Source organism: Bradyrhizobium sp. S3.3.6 (assembly GCF_040546905.1).
Classification (GTDB): Bacteria; Pseudomonadota; Alphaproteobacteria; order Rhizobiales; family Xanthobacteraceae; genus Bradyrhizobium; species Bradyrhizobium cytisi.
On the sequence record NZ_JBEPOT010000003.1, the window covers coordinates 36,009 to 50,112 of the forward strand.

At 63.3% G+C, this 14,104-nt stretch carries 12 protein-coding genes; 2 read left to right on the top strand and 10 right to left on the bottom strand.

Annotation, left to right across the window (positions count from 1 at the left end):
* Positions 1-3 precede the first annotated feature (3 nt).
* The 3 genes from ABID59_RS09065 to ABID59_RS09075 all read right to left on the bottom strand — a co-directional run bounded on the left by ABID59_RS09065 (position 4) and on the right by ABID59_RS09075 (position 4,165).
* On the bottom strand, positions 4-642 hold the full coding sequence (locus tag ABID59_RS09065; RefSeq protein ID WP_354083159.1) for a class I SAM-dependent methyltransferase: 639 nt from the start codon (positions 640-642) through the stop codon (positions 4-6).
* Positions 643-676: 34 nt separating this feature from the next.
* Positions 677-1,651: a glycosyltransferase family 2 protein gene (locus ABID59_RS09070; protein WP_354083160.1), complete on the bottom strand. Its 975-nt coding sequence runs from the start codon at positions 1,649-1,651 to the stop codon at positions 677-679.
* A 159-nt stretch (positions 1,652-1,810) separates the two neighbouring features.
* Positions 1,811-4,165, bottom strand: coding sequence for an FG-GAP-like repeat-containing protein (locus ABID59_RS09075; protein ID WP_354083161.1), 2,355 nt, complete (start codon positions 4,163-4,165; stop codon positions 1,811-1,813).
* A gap of 200 nt (positions 4,166-4,365) precedes the next feature.
* Here ABID59_RS09075 and ABID59_RS09080 point away from each other — a divergent pair, with 200 nt between their 5' ends.
* Both ABID59_RS09080 and ABID59_RS09085 read left to right on the top strand, forming a co-directional pair.
* Complete coding sequence (locus ABID59_RS09080; RefSeq protein ID WP_354034923.1) at positions 4,366-4,668, top strand: hypothetical protein; 303 nt, start codon at positions 4,366-4,368, stop codon at positions 4,666-4,668.
* A 128-nt stretch (positions 4,669-4,796) separates the two neighbouring features.
* Positions 4,797-5,990 (top strand): CaiB/BaiF CoA transferase family protein, encoded by a 1,194-nt coding sequence (locus tag ABID59_RS09085; protein ID WP_354083162.1) that lies wholly within the window; start codon positions 4,797-4,799, stop codon positions 5,988-5,990.
* A 31-nt stretch (positions 5,991-6,021) separates the two neighbouring features.
* Here the strand turns inward: ABID59_RS09085 and ABID59_RS09090 are convergent, their stop codons facing one another.
* The 7 genes from ABID59_RS09090 to ABID59_RS09120 form a co-directional block, all read right to left on the bottom strand.
* The gene (locus ABID59_RS09090) at positions 6,022-7,539 is read right to left on the bottom strand and encodes a tripartite tricarboxylate transporter permease (RefSeq protein ID WP_354083163.1); all 1,518 of its coding nucleotides are present in this window, start codon (positions 7,537-7,539) and stop codon (positions 6,022-6,024) included.
* 11 nt (positions 7,540-7,550) lie between these two features.
* Positions 7,551-8,093, bottom strand: a complete 543-nt coding sequence (locus ABID59_RS09095; RefSeq protein ID WP_354083164.1) for a tripartite tricarboxylate transporter TctB family protein — start codon at positions 8,091-8,093, stop codon at positions 7,551-7,553.
* 134 nt (positions 8,094-8,227) lie between these two features.
* Positions 8,228-9,202: a Bug family tripartite tricarboxylate transporter substrate binding protein gene (locus tag ABID59_RS09100; RefSeq protein WP_502916786.1), complete on the bottom strand. Its 975-nt coding sequence runs from the start codon at positions 9,200-9,202 to the stop codon at positions 8,228-8,230.
* 154 nt (positions 9,203-9,356) lie between these two features.
* Positions 9,357-10,154, bottom strand: coding sequence for an enoyl-CoA hydratase/isomerase family protein (locus ABID59_RS09105; protein ID WP_354083166.1), 798 nt, complete (start codon positions 10,152-10,154; stop codon positions 9,357-9,359).
* A 24-nt stretch (positions 10,155-10,178) separates the two neighbouring features.
* Complete coding sequence (locus ABID59_RS09110; protein WP_354083167.1) at positions 10,179-11,378, bottom strand: pyridoxal-phosphate-dependent aminotransferase family protein; 1,200 nt, start codon at positions 11,376-11,378, stop codon at positions 10,179-10,181.
* A gap of 115 nt (positions 11,379-11,493) precedes the next feature.
* A complete protein-coding gene (locus ABID59_RS09115; protein ID WP_354083168.1) occupies positions 11,494-12,777 on the bottom strand; it encodes an MFS transporter in 1,284 nt (427 codons plus the stop codon).
* Positions 12,778-12,829: 52 nt separating this feature from the next.
* A complete protein-coding gene (locus tag ABID59_RS09120; RefSeq protein WP_354083169.1) occupies positions 12,830-14,032 on the bottom strand; it encodes a pyridoxal-phosphate-dependent aminotransferase family protein in 1,203 nt (400 codons plus the stop codon).
* Between the last annotated feature and the right edge of the window lie 72 nt (positions 14,033-14,104).

The following is a 14,104-nucleotide window of genomic DNA, read 5'->3' on the forward strand; positions in this document are numbered from 1 at the left end:
ATGTCAGATGCACCGGACGATCATGGTGAACTCGTATAGTCCGTAGTCGTGCAGCAGCGCCACTGCTCGCCCGTAGTGGCGAAGGCAATGCGAAAGCATTGCGCCGGGATCCGCGTAGTACAAGTTCGGCGATCGGCGCTCAGGGTCGCTTGACAGGCTGAGAACATTGAACGCGAAGCCGCGCCGCCCCACCCTGGCCAGCGTCTCGATGGTCTCGTAGACGTAACGTTCCCAACTCTCCTGGAGCACGTCGCCCTTGACGTTAAAGATGCCGCTGGCCACGGCGAAATCCGCAACAGCGTGCGGTTCTGCGCCGACGTGCCACTGGCGGTCCACTCCTTCGCCGTGTGCCCGTCGCGCCTCCTCAATCATGGCAGGCGCGATATCGTAGCCGATAAACGGGCCGCGATGTCCGGCGTGGCGGAGGAAGCGCAGGAAGTCGCCATATCCGCAGCCCAGATCGAGAATTGAGCTCTCCACGGAGCCATCCAGCAGCCGAAGAAATTGTTGATGCCGCAGTTCGTGAGAGGGCGCGCCGTTCCAATCCACGCCGCGCGGCGTCGCCCCGTGAAGCTGGAGCTTAGAAGTGTAATATGCCGCGACACCGCTCAAAATCGGAGATTCAGAGCCAACCGTCGTCATAGGATTCTCCGACATCTACGCTCTCGGCCCGATGTCATGCCGGGCCTCCCGAGATGGAACACTGACCATGTTGGAGGCTAACCGCTGCGTCACGGGCACGATGGACCGATCGAACCACCGTGTAGGGCCGGCGTTTGACCTCGGCCACCACGTTGGCCATGTAAATTCCCAGAATTCCAAGAATGAGCGTCGTCAGCCCGCCGAAGAACCAGATCGACACGATGATCGACGTGTAACCATCGACGCCAATGCCCGAAAGAAGATAGCGGCTGACATAATATCCGATCGTGAGCGTCGACAGCGCAAAAATGCACAAGCCCAGATATAAAACCCCGTAAAGCAACTTTGTCGACGTGGTTGTCAGAAACTTGACCGCCATCGCGACGCGCATTCTGACGGAATAAGTCGTTGGCGACTCCGAGAGCTTCGTGACCGGGAGCTGAACCTGCCGGAATCCCGTCACTTGCCACAAATGCGCGATCAAAAACTCCCGATCGCGATGGCGGATGAGCGCGCGGACATAGTCGCGCGTCATCAGGCGCGCCACTACGACATTGCGCGGGATGCTATGATCACCGAGGATGTTTACGAGCGAAAAGAACAGCGCCCCAGTGGTACGCTCGAACAAGCCTCCACGTCGCGCCGTCTGCACTCCGAACACGACGTCGCAATCTCCCTCCATGTGCCGCGCGTAGAAACGCGTGAGGAGCTCGGGCGCCTCCTCGAGATCGCTGTCGATAAGAAAGATGAGATCGCCTGTTGCATGCGCGAGGCCCGTCATCAAGGCCTTGTGGTGACCAAAGTTGCGGGACAGGTCGACGACAACGACACGAGGATCCGCTTTGTGGAGCGCTACGGCGCGCGACAGGCTGTCGTCAGGCGAGCCGTCGTTCACCATCACGATTTCGATGTCCTGGGTGATGGGCTCGGCGGCGGCAACCGCGCGGCGATAGAACTCGTCAATCGTCGCCTTCGAACGGTAGAGGGTGGTCACGATGGACAGCTTCACGGTGAAAATCCCTCCAGATCATCGAACGTTCCGGGATTTGCCGCATTCTCCAGGCGCGTGCAAGGGCAATCTATGCAGGCGGGGTGGGCCGGACGAGTATCGAGTCGCGCAGGTCTCAGCGGGCGGCGGCCGTACGGGCGTGCAATCCGCTGCGCCCAGCTAGGTGACGATATGCCATCCGGCACTGGCGTTGACGGTCCCGATCTGCTGGTTGATCGCGACCTGAGTCCCGTTCATCTCCCACACGATGAGGGCATGCGTGGTGGAATTCTCAAACAAGAGATCGGTCTTGTGATCGCCGTTGAAATCGTTCGTGCTGTCGAACGAGAAGCCCGATGCCATCGTTCCGATCTGCGGATTGGCGATGACCTGCGTGCCGTCCAGCTCCCAGATTGCGACGCCCTTCGTGGTGCTGTTGAGCAGCAAGAGGTCGGTCTTGCCGTCGCCGTTGAAGTCGCCGGTGCCGGCGAAGGCCCAGCCGGCCCCCGCATTGATCGTGCCGATCTGAGGATTCGCCAAGACCTGGGTGCCGTCCATTTTCCAGATCGCAACGCCGTTCGTTGTGCTGTTGAGCAGCAGGAGGTCGGTCTTGCCGTCGCCGGTGAAGTCGCCGGTTCCAGCGAACCTCCAGCCCGACGCCGCGTTGATCGTGCCAATCTGGGGGTTCGCAGCGACCTGGGTGCCGTTTATCTCCCATATCGCAACGCCATGCGTCGTGCCGTTCAACATCAGCAGATCGGTCTTGCCATCGCCGTTGAAATCGCCCGTGCCGCCGAAACTCCAGCCAGCCCCTGCATTGATCGTGCCTATTTGTGGACTGGCGGTGACCTGGGTGCCGTTCATGGTCCAGATCGCGACACCATTCGTCGTACTATTGGTCAATAGCAGGTCGGTCTGGCCGTCGCCATCGAAGTCGCCCGTACCGGAATATTGCCAGCCGTCGGCGGCATTGATCGTTCCGATGGTCTGATTGGCCAAAATCTGGGCGCCATCCATCTCCCAGACGACGACATCATGGGAGGTGTCATTGACCATCAACAGATCGGATCTTCCGTCATCGTTGAAGTCGCCATACGCGGCATAGTGAAAGCCGGAGGCCATCGTTCCGACCTGCAGACTCGCTGCGACGGCGACGCCGTTCATCAGCCATTCCGCGACGCCTAGCGTGCCGCTGTTGACAAGGAGCAGGTCCGTGTTCTGGTCGCCATTGAAGTCGAATCCGGTCGCGCCGGCGTGCTTTGCACCACTGGCGGTGGCGCTGGTTGCGAAGGTGCCGTCGCTGAACTGGAAATACTCCGCCCCGCTCACCGTATCGGTCCCGTCCGGCGAGCCGGGACGCTCATCGACGATCGTGTAGGTCTGCGCGTTCTCGTCGTAGGAAATAAGATAATTCGCCTCGCTTCCGGAGTAGACGGCGGTATCGATCCCCGCACCGCCGATGATGGTGTCGTTGCCGCCACCGCCCGCAATGATGTCGTTACCGGCGCCGCCTTTCAGCACGTTGGCGATGGCGTTTCCAATGATCGTGTCGTTACCGGAGCCGCCGGTGGCGTTGTCGATGTAGGAGCGCGCGTCGCCATTGTAGAGATACGCGTTATAGACGTTGCCAGCCGCGTAATGGCCGTTGCCGAGATAGGCCAGCTGCGTGGTGGAGAATACCGACGACGCACCGGGATTGAGATTGATGGTCAGGTTGGTCGTGTAGTTCGACAGGTCGTAGGTATCGACGCCATTGCCGTCCCAGACCGTATCGTAGATGCGGTTGGCCGAGCCGCCGGCGCCGCCACCGGGCGCGAGCTGTCCGACGCCGTTGATGAACTCCTGCCCCGTCGTCGGGCTCCAAGTGTAGACGGTGTTGCCGCTCTGGGTATTGTAGTTCGCGCCATACAGTGTCTGCAGCGCGAGGATATCGTTGGCCATATAGGTCTGCGGATATCCGTAGGCCTCATTGGTGTAGCCGGTCAGCGGCCCGCCGACGTAGCTGCGATAGCTCATGACGGTGTATTCGCTGTCGTCATGCGCACTCGGCACCGCGACATTCGCGGGGCCGCCGGTCTCCTGGCTGTGCTTGAGGCCGAGAGCGTGGCCGAGCTCATGCAGCGCGGTCGTGAAATAGTAATTGCCGAGCTGTGCCTGCATGTAGTCGTACTGCGTGCCGAACCAGACGTCGCCGCCGGCCGCGTAGTTGCCGGGGTAATAGGCGTAGGAGGTCGGATTGGCCGCCGGCGACTGCGCGACCATGATGTCGGCGGAGCCCGTGCCGTTATACGTGATGCTGGCGTTGGTGTAGCTCTGGATCAGCGCAATGGCGTAGTTGATCGCCGCCTGCATCTGGGTCGGCGCCGCCGAAAAACCCGACGTTGTCGGTTCGCCGTCACCGCCGGAATAGGGATTGGCATAGGTGCTGGACGAGGTTGGGAAGCTATAGCTGATCGTGCCGGACCATTTGGTGCCCGCCAGCAGGCCGTCTATGTCCGCGTTGTTGGTTGCACTAACGTTGACAGAGGTAGCCAAGGGAATCTCCGAAACAGCAAGCGCCGGTCGATTTGGGGCGCGGACAGTCGATTCTATCTTGAGAAACATACATTTGGTTTAAATTTGGCGATGCGGCCAGACCTCTTCCATAATACCGTGTTAGGCACCAAATCTCGTACTCATACGGGCAACGATCACAGTGCCGGTTCCAGTGGCCATCGTGATTTGCAAGGAAAATCATGGAACTACGCCTGCTCTCGGCCGGCCTGTTCAGTGCCCTGGTGGCGCTCGCCGGGCTGGATTACCTGCCCCTCCGAGGAATGCCTGTCATGGTCGGAAAAGCCAACGCGGACGACAGCGCAAAGGGGTTGCTCGCGCCCTCGGTTCCGCCAGCCCGTGCGCCTTCGGCAGCGGTCGCCGAGGAATACGAGCTTGCCCGCCAGAAGGGGACGCCGGAGGCGTTTGAGCTCTTCATCGCGCGCCACGGCGACGATCCCCTGGCCGAGAAGGCGCGCGCCGAACTGAAGCGCTTGTCGCGCTGATCTCTCCAAGGGACAAAGGCAACACGAGGCATCGCATTTTGGCAGGCCGCTTCGGCGCCGGGCCGGACTTGCCGCATGATGTTTCGGCACTATGGTAGGCCCGCAATCTGTTCCCGGAGCCGCCAAAAATGCCCTTCCCGCATGCCTCGGAAGCCCTGTCGCGCTTCACTGTGCTCGATCTGACCCGCGTCCGCTCCGGACCCACCTGCGTGCGCCAGCTCGCGGATTGGGGCGCCACGGTGATCAAGATCGACGCACTCATCGAGGATTCCGGCGGTGAACAGCCGGGCGGGCCGCGGCGGGGCTCCGATTTCCAGAATCTGCACCGCAACAAGCGGGCGATGACGCTCAACCTGAAGGACGAGCGCGGGCTTGCCGTGTTCAAGCGTCTTGCGGCCAAGGCCGACGTCGTCGTCGAGAATTTCCGGCCCGACGTGAAGAAGAAACTCGGCATCGACTATGAGAGCCTGCGCGAGATCAACCCGCGCATCGTCTATGGCAGCATCTCCGGCTTCGGCCAGGACGGCCCCTATCACAAGCGGCCGGGCTTCGATCAGATCGCACAGGGCATGGGCGGGCTGATGTCGATCACCGGTGCGCCGGGCGAAGGCCCGATGCGGGTCGGCATTCCCGTTGCCGACCTCACCGCCGGCCTGTTCTGCGCCATGGGTATCCTCACCGCGCTGCTCGAGCGCGAGGTTTCGGGCAAGGGCCAGTGGGTGCAGACCTCGCTGCTCCAGGCCCAGATCTTCATGCTCGACTTCCAGGCCGCGCGCTGGCTGATGGAGAAGGAAGTCGCCAAGCAGGCCGGCAACAACCATCCAACCAGCATCCCGACCGGCGTGTTCAAGACCTCCGACGGCTACATCAACATCGCCACGACGGGCGGACGGATCTGGGAGCGCTGCGCGCAGGCGATCGGCGCGCCCGAACTCTACGGCCATCCCGATTATGCGACGGCCCCTGCCCGTTCCAAAAACCGCGACGCGCTCAACGCCGAGATCGAGAAGCGCACAGTGACGAAGTCGACCGAGACCTGGGTCCGCGAATTCAACGAGGCTGGTGTGCCCTGCGGGCCGATCTACGCCATCGACCAGGTGTTCGAGGACGCCCAGGTCAGGCATCTCGGCATCGCCCAGAACGTGCCGAACGAAGGAGACCGCCAGCTCCGCCTGGTCGGCCAGCCCGTCACGCTGTCGCGCACGCCGAGCAAGATGGCGGCGCGGCCGCCGGAATTCGGCGAGCAGACTGACGAGGTGCTCACCGAGTTCGGCTTCACCGACAGCGAGATCGCCGGACTTCGACAAGCCAAAGTGGTCTAGGCGATTGACCTGAGACCATCGTCCGGCCGCCTCAGCCCGAGGCGGCCTTAGTCCGCCCAGTCAAACCGAGACGTCCGAGCAGCCCGTCGATCGCCGGCCAGAACAGCAGCACGATGGCCAGCGTCGTGATCGAGCCGACCAGCCCGTTCGACCAGAACACCTTGAGGTCGCCACCAGCGCCGATCATGGACAGCCGGAAGGCATCCTCGGCGCGGCTGCCGAGCACGAGTGCCAGCGTGAAGGGCGCCAAGGGAATGCCGATCTTCTTGAAGACGTAGCCGACCACACCGAAGCCGAGCATCAGCCAGATGTCGAACATCGCATTCTGGATCGCATAGGCGCCGATCGCGCAGGACACCACGATCATCGGCGCCACCGCCGCGAACGGCACACGCAGGATCGAGGCGAAGATCGGCACCGTTGTCAGAACCAGCACGAGGCCGACGACATTGCCGAGATACATCGAGGCGATCAGGCCCCAGACGAAATCCTTGTGCTCGATGAACAGCAGCGGTCCGGGATTGAGCCCCCACACCATCAACCCGCCGAGCAGGATCGCAGCCGTGCCGGAGCCGGGAATGCCGAGCGCCAGCATCGGCAGCAGCGCCGAGGTGCCGGAGGCATGCGCGGCCGTCTCAGGCGCGAACACGCCCTCGATGCGGCCCTTGCCAAAGCTCTCGGGATCCTTGGAAAAGCGCTTGGCAAGATTGTAGCCCATGAAGGACGCCGCAATCGCGCCGCCCGGTGTGATACCGAGCCAGCAGCCGATGAAGGAGGAGCGCAGCAGCGTCACCCAGTATTTCGGCAGGTCCTTCCACACGCTCAGCACCACGCGCAGCGAAATGCTCGCCGCGTGGCCACGCAGCGCCAGCCGCTCCTCCATCGTCAGCAGGATCTCGCTGATGCCGAACAGGCCGATGACGGCCACGAGAAAGTTGATGCCGCGCAAGAGCTCGGACGAGCCGAAAGTCATGCGCAGCTGGCCCGACACCGTGTCCATGCCTATGCCTGCGAGCAACAGCCCGAGCGACATCGAGATGAGCGTCTTGTGCTTGGCCTCGCGCCCGAGGCCGACGAAGGAGCAGAAGGTCAGGAGATACACCGCGAAGAACTCGGGCGGGCCGAACTTCAGCGCAAAGGACGAGATCATCGGCGCAAGGAAGGTGATGAGCAGCACCGCGACCAGCGAGCCGATGAAGGACGACGTGAACGCCGCGGTCAGCGCCTCCGCCGCCCTGCCCTGCTGCGCCATTGGATAGCCGTCGAAGGTGGTGGCGACCGACCAGGCTTCGCCGGGGATGTTGAACAGGATCGAGGTGATCGCGCCGCCGAACAGCGCGCCCCAGTAGATGCAGGACAGCATCACGATCGCCGAGGTCGGATCCATCGTGAAGGTGAGCGGCAGCAGGATCGCAACGCCGTTGGGCCCGCCGAGACCCGGCAGCACGCCGACGAAGATGCCGAGCACCAGCCCGACCATCATCAGCACGAGCGTCTTCCACGTGAGCAGGACGGCGAAGCCGTGAAGCAGGAGACCGAAAGCTTCCATCGCGGGTCCGCCTAGTAGCCGAAGGCCGCTTCGAGCGGGCCCTTCGGCATGATGACGTCGAAGGCGATGTCGAAGGTGACGAACATGATCGCCGTGAACAGGAAGGCGGTGAGCAGCGACTTCCACAGCGCGATCTTGCCGATCGCCCGCATGAAGCCCGCGATCAGCAGGAAGCTCGCGACGTAGAGACCGAGGAACTGCGTCACCAGGCAGAACAGCAGCGTCGGCACGAACACCGCCATCACCCGGCGCGCCTGCGCGCGCGTGACGAAGGTTTCGGCGGCCCCGCGGCGCGTGAGGAGCGCGGCGATCATGCCATAGAGGCTGCTGCCGCCGAGGACGAGGCAGAGATAGAACGGGAAATAGCCAGGCTCAGGCCCGGTCGAATCCCAGGATGCCCCGGTCCGCCAATTGTCGTAGCCGAGGATCGCTGCCAGCGCGAGCAGCAGCAGGCAGACGATAATTTCGACCGTGCCCGAGCTCGTGACGGAAGGCGAGTTTTCCTCAGGCGCGGTCGGATCGTCGACGACGATTTCAAGATCGGTTTGGGACATGCTCTGCCAAATCAAAATGCGCTGTCATCATCCGCGAAGGCGGATGATCCAGTATTCCAGCTGCGGCGAGGAGTACGGATAAGCTTCGGCGTACTGGATGCCCCGCCTTCGCGGGGCATGACGTGCAGGTGGGATCACTTCGCGACGAATCCGGCTTCCGTCATCAGCGACTTGTTGGTGGCATCGTCCTCCTCGAGGAATTGCACCATGTCCTTGCCGGTAAGGAAGATCGGCTTCAATGCCTGCTTTTCCATGTAGTCCTTGTATTCGGCGGTCTGCGTCACCTTGTGGAACAGCTCGACATAGAACGCCTGCTGCTCCGGCGTGACCTTGCCGGGCAGGAACATCGCGCGCAGCATCAGATACTGGACGTCGATGCCCTCCTCCTTGCAGGTCGGGATGTCGGCCCAGGACTGCGTGTCGGTCACCTTGCTGGTGTAGGCGATGCGCTCCTTGTCGAACACGCAGAGCGGTCGCACCTGGCCGGCGCGCCAGACTTCGAGATTTTCGCTAGGGTTATTGACGTTGGATTCGGTGTGGTTGCCGACGAGCTGGGTCGCGGCCTCGCCGCCGGACTTGTAGGGCAGGTAGGAGAATTTCGCACCGGTCTTCTGCTCGAGGAAAACGGTCAGCACGTGATCCTCACGCTTAGAGCCGGTGCCGCCCATCTTGAACGGTGCGGCGGCCGCCTTCGCGGCGTCGACGAATTCCTTCACCGTCTTGGGGCCGGCGCTGTTGTCCCACAGCACGAACTGGTCGAGCGCGATCACCGAGACCGGGGTCAGCTCGCGCCAGTTGAACGGGATCTTGGCCGACAGCGGCAGCATGTAGATCAGCGAATAGGCGATCAGCACCTTGTTCGGATCGCCCTCGCTGGACTTCATGTACATCAGCGCTTCCGCACCCGACGCGCCGCCCTTGAGCGAGACCACCATCGGCTGCTTCATCAGATTGTTCTTCTGGATCGCGGCCTGCATCATCCGCGCCATCTGGTCGGAGGCGCCGCCCGCGCCCGCGGCCACGACGATCTCGACCGGCTTGGTGGGCTCCCAGCCGGCAAAGGCTGGCGCGCTCAACAACAAGGCCGTCGCAGCTCCGACGGCTTTCACTGGAATTCGCACGAGTTTCGTCCCCTGGTTCTTATTGGCTTTGTGACGCCGGGAAATCTATCGATGCATTGTGCGGACTAAAGATCGCGAGTTCAAGCAGGCGGACATTCGGCCGCATATGACTTTCGGCTGACGAAGCGCGCGCTACTTGCCTCTACTTGCCCTTCCAGTTCGGCGTGCGCTTGTTGAGGAAGGCGTCCATGCCCTCGCGGAAATCTTCGCTCATATAGGCCTTGAGGATCAGGTCCTCGCCCTGTTCGCGCGACAGCGTGGGGCGGATGCGGCGCACCGCTTCCTTGGTCGTTTCGAGGGTCAGCGGAGCATGGCTCGCGACGAGCTTTGCGGTCTCGTCGGCGCGGCGCTGCAGCGTCTCGACATCAGGGACGATTTCGGTGAGCAGCCCGAGCGACAGCGCTTCCTGCGCCTCGACCAGCCGCGCCCTGAAGATCAGATCCTTGGTGCGGGCCGGCCCCACCAGCGAAACGACGCGGCTGATGTTGGACATCGACAGGCAGTTGCCGAGCGTGCGCGCGATCGGGAAACCCATGCGCGTCGTCTCGGTGCCGATCCGGAGATCGCAGCACGCAGCGATGCCGGCGCCGCCGCCGGTGCAGGCGCCCGCAATGGCCGCGATTACCGGCACGCGGCACTGCTCGAGCGTGCCGAGCACCCGGTCGATCCGCGCCTCGTAGTCGAGTGCATCCTGCGCCGTCTTGAACGCGCGGAATTGCGAGATGTCCGTGCCGGAGGCAAACGCCTTGTCGCCGGTGCCGGTGAGGATCAGCGCCTTGATCGAGCGGTCGGCGTTGATCTCCTGGCAGATCTCCGCCATGCGGTCGTACATGGCGAAGGTCATGGCGTTGCGCGCCTGCGGGCGGTTGAAGGTGATCCGCGCGATGCCGTCCGTGACGGAGTAGAGCAGGTCTTCGTTAGCAGTCGTCGGTGCGTTCATCGCGCGCTCACTTTCCAAGTTAGTTCAGGCCACCTGAGCTTTGGCCATCGGCACCGCGTCGCGTCCCTTCAGGACGTCCATGGCCGCCAGCACGCCGCCGCTCCGGTGCGGAATCTTCGCTAGATCCAGGCCCATCTCGACGCCGGCGAGCGTACCCATCAGCATCAGATCGTTGAAATGGCCGATATGGCCGATGCGGAACACCTTGCCCTTGACCTTGTTCAGGCCGGTGCCGAGCGACATGTCGAAGTTTTCCAGCACCACCTTGCGGAAGGCGTCAGCGTCGTGGCCGTCAGGCACGCGCACGCCGGTCAGCGCCGGCGAATGCGCGGCGGGATCGGCGCACTGCGTCTCGAGACCCCAGACCTTGGCCGCCGCGCGCGTCGCCGCGCTGTGACGCTTGTGGCGGGACCAGACGTTCTCCAGCCCCTCCTCTTCCAGCATCTTGACCGCTTCGCGCAGGCCATAGAGCAGATTGGTCGCAGGCGTGTAGGGGAAGGTGCCGAGCTTATTGAAGGAGATCACTTCCTGCCAGTCCCAATAGGAGCGCATGCCGGGATTGGCTTTGGCGACGTTGAGCGCCTTCTCCGAGACGGCGTTGAAGCCGAGACCGGGCGGCAGCATCAGGCCCTTCTGCGAGCCGGCGACCGAGACGTCGATGCCCCAGGAATCGTGCTCGTATTCCATCGAGCCGAGACCGGAGATGGTGTCGACCATCAGCAGCGCCGGATGTTTTGTGCGGTCGAGCAGCTTGCGCACTTCGAGCGGCGGCGTCACGCAGCCGGTCGAGGTCTCGTTGTGGACGACGCAGACCGCCTTGATCGCGTGCTGCTTGTCGGCGCTAAGGCGCTTCTCGATCTCGGCGAGGTCGGCGCCGCGGCGCCAGTCGCTCGGAATGAAGTCGACGTCGATCTTGAATTTTTCGGCGATGCCGCGCCACAGCACGGCGAACTGGCCGGTCTCGCACATCAAAACCTTGTCGCCGGGCGCGAACACGTTGACCATCGCCGCTTCCCAGGCGCCGGTGCCGGACGACGGGAAGATGATCACAGGCTGCTTGGTGCGGAACACGCGCTGCATCGAGGCCAGGACCGCGAAACCGAGCTCGGCAAACTCCGCACCGCGATGGTCCAACGTCGGCATGTCCATCGCCCGCAGCACGCGGTCGGGCACGTTGGTCGGTCCTGGAATCTGGAGAAAATGCCTTCCAGTATGCACGGTCATAGGCGTCCTTCCCGGTCTAGCCTTGTTTTGATGGCCGCCGAATAGCACCATTTGACCGGCTTGTCCCCTCTCCAAAGGGCGACTCCCATGCGTAACCGGGGACCCTCCGCCGCTCCTACTCAGCGGCCACCACCTTGCCGGACGGCAGGCGCCCCTCGGCCTCCGTAAACGGGCGTTCCGGGTGCATCAGGAAGGCCGAGAGGCCGCCGAGCAGCAACAGCCCCATCGACATCAGGAACGGCAGGTACCAGTTTCCGGTCGCATCGATCACGAAGCCGGCGACCAGCGGGGAGACGATGGCTGCAAAGGCTGAGCCGGTGTTCATGAGTCCCGACGCGGTCCCCGAATATTTTGGGGCAATGTCCATCGGGATCGACCACATCGGGCCGATCACGAGCTCGGCGCAGAAGAAGCCGGCCGACAGGCACAGCGCGACGATCGTGATGTCGTGGACGAACAGGATGGGGAACAGCGAGAGCAGCGCCCCCGCAAATCCCGTGACGGTGACGCTGAGCCGCGCCAGGCGGACATTGCCGGTGCGGTCGAGGATCTTGTCCGAGATCACGCCGCCGACGCTGTCGCCGATCACACCGGCGAAGAAGACGCCGGAGGCGAACAACGCCGAGTTCTTGATGTCGAGATTGTAGTTGTTCTTGAAGAACAGCGGCAGCCAGTTGAGATAGAGCCACAGGCACCAGCCGTAGCAGAAATAGGTCAGCGTCACCGGCCACATCCGCCCCAACAGCGGGCCCCAGGGCACGCGCGGACGCTCGCCGGTCGGGCGCGGCGGCAGTGCAGCGAGCTCTGCTTCCGTGATGGCAGCGTGGTCTTTCGGCTCGTTGCGGAAGTACCAGACCCAGATCACGCCCCAGACGAGGCTGACGAAGCCGAGCACGACGAACGCGCCGCGCCAGGTCAGCCACAGGATCAGGAGCGCCACCACCGGCGGCGTCACGGCATTGCCGAGCCGGGCGAAGGAATGGGTCAGGCCTTGCGCAAATCCACGGCGGTTTGCCGGTGTCCAGTACTGCATCGCGCGCGTCGCGGTCGGGAACGTCGCGCCCTCGCCGAAGCCGAGCGCGAAGCGCGCGACGAACAGTGCGGCAAGTCCGTTGACGAAGCCGGTCGAGATGGTGGCGACCGCCCATATCATGCCGCACCAGAACAGCGTCTTGCGCGGCCCGAAACGGTCACCGACCCAGCCGCCGATCACTTGAAACAAGAGATAAGGATAGGCGAAGGCGGAGAAGACCAGGCCGAGCTGCGTATTGGAGAGAGCGAGCTCCTTCTGGATCTCGCTCGCCGCGGTGCCGATGTTCACCCGGTCGACATAGGTGATGAAATACATCGCGCAGAGCATCGCCAGCACGACGTGCGTGGCCTTGAACCGAATTCCCATCTCCACCCCTCCTGATCGCTTTTTATGATTGGCTTTGCGTGTCCCTGCGCAATTAGGTGCCGACCACTTTCAGATGCGGCGATGCATTGCCCTGCGGGCGCTGCTCCAGGAGCTTCATCGCGACGTCGACGCCGCCGGAGCGGTGCGGCACGCCGGCAACCGACAGGCCCATCTCCACGCCGGTGAGCGCGCCGAGCAGCGTCAGCGCATTGCATTCACCGAGGTGACCGATGCGGAAGACCTTTCCGGCAACCTTCGACAGGCCCGAGCCGAGCGACATGTTGTAACTCTCGAGCACGATCTTGCGGAGCTGGTCGGCGTCATGGCCGGGCGGCATCAGCACCGCGGTCAGCACCGGCGAGAATTCGGCTGGCTCCTGGCACAGCACTTCGAGCCCCCAATGATTGACGGCGGCGCGCGTTGCGGCGGCGAGCCGCTGATGACGCGCGAACACGTTGTCGAGCCCCTCTTCGAGAAGCATCGCGATCGCCTCGCGCAGGCCGTAAAGCAGGTTGGTCGCGGGCGTGTAGGGGAAGAAGCCGTTGGCGTTCGGCTTGAGCATCTCCTCCCAGTCGAAATAGGAGCGCGGCATCTTGTTGGTCTTCGCAGCCGCGCGGGCCTTCTCCGAGATCGCGTTGAAGCCAAGGCCGGGCGGCAGCATGAACCCCTTCTGCGAGCAGCTGACGCTGACATCGACCTTCCACTCGTCGTGGCGGTAGTCGACCGAGCCGAGCGAGGAGATGGTGTCGACCATGAGCAGCGCCGGATGGCCCGTGCGGTCGATCGCGGCACGGATCTCGGCGATGCGGCTGGTCGCACCGGTCGAGGTCTCGTTGTGTACGACCATCACTGCCTTGATCGCGCGCGCCTTGTCCTCGGTGAGTTTGGCTTCGATCACGGCCGGATCGGCGCCGCGGCGCCAGTCGCCGGGCACGAAATCGACCTCGATGCCGAAGCGGCCCGCCATCTGCCGCCACAGCGTGGCGAAATGGCCGGTCTCGACCATCAGCACCTTGTCGCCCGGCGACAGCGTGTTGACGATCGCGGCCTCCCAGGCGCCGGTCCCCGAGGAAGGGAAGATCACGACGGGGCCCGCGGTTTGGAAAATCTTTTGGCTGCCTTCGAGCACGGTGCGGCCGAGCTCGCCGAATTCCGCGCTCCGGTGGTCGATGACAGGCATGTCCATGGCGCGAAGAACGCGCTCGGGGACCGGGCTCGGGCCCGGAATTTGAAGGAAATGGCGTCCCTGATGCATGAAAACCTCCCTGGCGGCGGATTCCGGGCCGGCTCTGTTGGCCATTTTGCATTCATTTTTTGTCAGTTCAAT

Excerpts from the sequence above, each read along its gene's own strand:
- ABID59_RS09090 (WP_354083163.1), bottom strand. The coding sequence starts at position 7,539 with ATGGAAGCTTTCGGTCTCCTGCTTCACGGCTTCGCCGTCCTGCTCACG.
- ABID59_RS09110 (WP_354083167.1), bottom strand. The coding sequence starts at position 11,378 with ATGACCGTGCATACTGGAAGGCATTTTCTCCAGATTCCAGGACCGACC.
- ABID59_RS09065 (WP_354083159.1), bottom strand. The coding sequence starts at position 642 with ATGACGACGGTTGGCTCTGAATCTCCGATTTTGAGCGGTGTCGCGGCA.
- ABID59_RS09105 (WP_354083166.1), bottom strand. The coding sequence starts at position 10,154 with ATGAACGCACCGACGACTGCTAACGAAGACCTGCTCTACTCCGTCACG.
- ABID59_RS09115 (WP_354083168.1), bottom strand. The coding sequence starts at position 12,777 with ATGGGAATTCGGTTCAAGGCCACGCACGTCGTGCTGGCGATGCTCTGC.
- ABID59_RS09095 (WP_354083164.1), bottom strand. The coding sequence starts at position 8,093 with ATGTCCCAAACCGATCTTGAAATCGTCGTCGACGATCCGACCGCGCCT.
- ABID59_RS09080 (WP_354034923.1), top strand. The coding sequence starts at position 4,366 with ATGGAACTACGCCTGCTCTCGGCCGGCCTGTTCAGTGCCCTGGTGGCG.
- ABID59_RS09120 (WP_354083169.1), bottom strand. The coding sequence starts at position 14,032 with ATGCATCAGGGACGCCATTTCCTTCAAATTCCGGGCCCGAGCCCGGTC.
- ABID59_RS09085 (WP_354083162.1), top strand. The coding sequence starts at position 4,797 with ATGCCCTTCCCGCATGCCTCGGAAGCCCTGTCGCGCTTCACTGTGCTC.